A 1,109-nucleotide genomic window follows, 5' to 3' on the forward strand; every position below is an offset into this window, starting at 1 on the left:
GATTTTTCATCCGCAGCGCCATTTCGGTCTTGGTTGCGTCTGGGTCGGGGGCGGAGGAGCGAATAGGATTTTCCCGCGCCCAAATCGCGGCGGTTTCATTCATCATTGCATTGGCCTCTCTGATTGTGGGGGCCTTCGACCCGTCAGAGAAGCGTTCGACGGTCAGGCCTTCGACATTCGCTTCAATCCAATCGGCAGCCTGCTTCGGGCTGCGCGTTGCTTGTGCGACGGCAACGCCATCGACAATACTGGGATTGAGGTAGGCCATCCCGCCATCCTTATAGAGATAGCCGACGACCGAACCGTCTTTAAGAAGCAGCCCGTAAATTGGCTGATTGGGCGTGTCGCGACGTGCAGCCTCGGCTATGACCTCGCTGTCGCCGCAGTATCCTCGTCCTGCATTTTCTTTAGTTCTGCACTAAAATCTTTGATAACGACGTTGGGGCGGGTCTTGCCCTCAGTTGAACTGATTGCTGAGGGGTTGGGTGTTCCAATAGGGGGGAGCATGGTTTCATCCTTTCCCGGTGCGCGCCCTTTTACGCGGATTGATCGGTCTTGAACCATTTAAGGTTCTGCTGCCAGCGGGCCGCCGTGGTATTCTGGCCTATCATGGTTTCGGCTTGGACACGGGTCGGGGCTTTTTGGCCGGTGCCATAGCGCTGAACCTTTGCGCCTTGGGCTTCGAACCAAGCGGCGCGCAGGGCGGCGAGTTCGGTGGGGGAAGGTGGCTTTCCGCTCGCAGGCTGAGCTTCACGCGCCAAACGCTCGGTATCGACGCCCTTCAGGGCCGTAACGCCGCCCTCAGCATCGATGAGGCCGATGACCTGACCATCGTGCTCGACCAATCCGTAAATGGGCTGCGCCAAGCGATCAAGCCCTTGCAGGGCACGCGTTACCCAACTTGGCTTTTGTTCAGTATCGGCTGAGGAGACTGTATTTTTTGTTCCGACGCCACGGCCATTATCAACCATGTAACTTGCTTGAATCGCGGTTGGCACTTTTTTCTCCCGCCGAAAATTTCTTGACGGTAATGCCGCTCATATTCTTTTCAATCCAATCAGACATTTTCTGAGGATTTTGAAAGCCTGTCGATTGGGCAATATCGAAAA

2 protein-coding genes are annotated in these 1,109 nt (G+C 55.6%); both read right to left on the reverse strand.

All coding sequences use genetic code 11. The annotated features are described in order from the left end of the window. Positions 1–268: hypothetical protein (locus VZ95_RS18395; protein ID WP_045777154.1), on the reverse strand; the 268-nt coding region annotated here is incomplete at its 3' end. A 268-nt stretch (positions 269–536) separates the two neighbouring features. Continuing rightward, complete coding sequence (locus tag VZ95_RS18400; protein ID WP_156995400.1) at positions 537–866, reverse strand: hypothetical protein; 330 nt, start codon at positions 864–866, stop codon at positions 537–539. Positions 867–1,109 lie beyond the last annotated feature (243 nt).

Origin of the sequence: Elstera litoralis, assembly GCF_000963705.1 — a bacterium.
Taxonomy (GTDB): Bacteria; Pseudomonadota; Alphaproteobacteria; order Elsterales; family Elsteraceae; genus Elstera; species Elstera litoralis.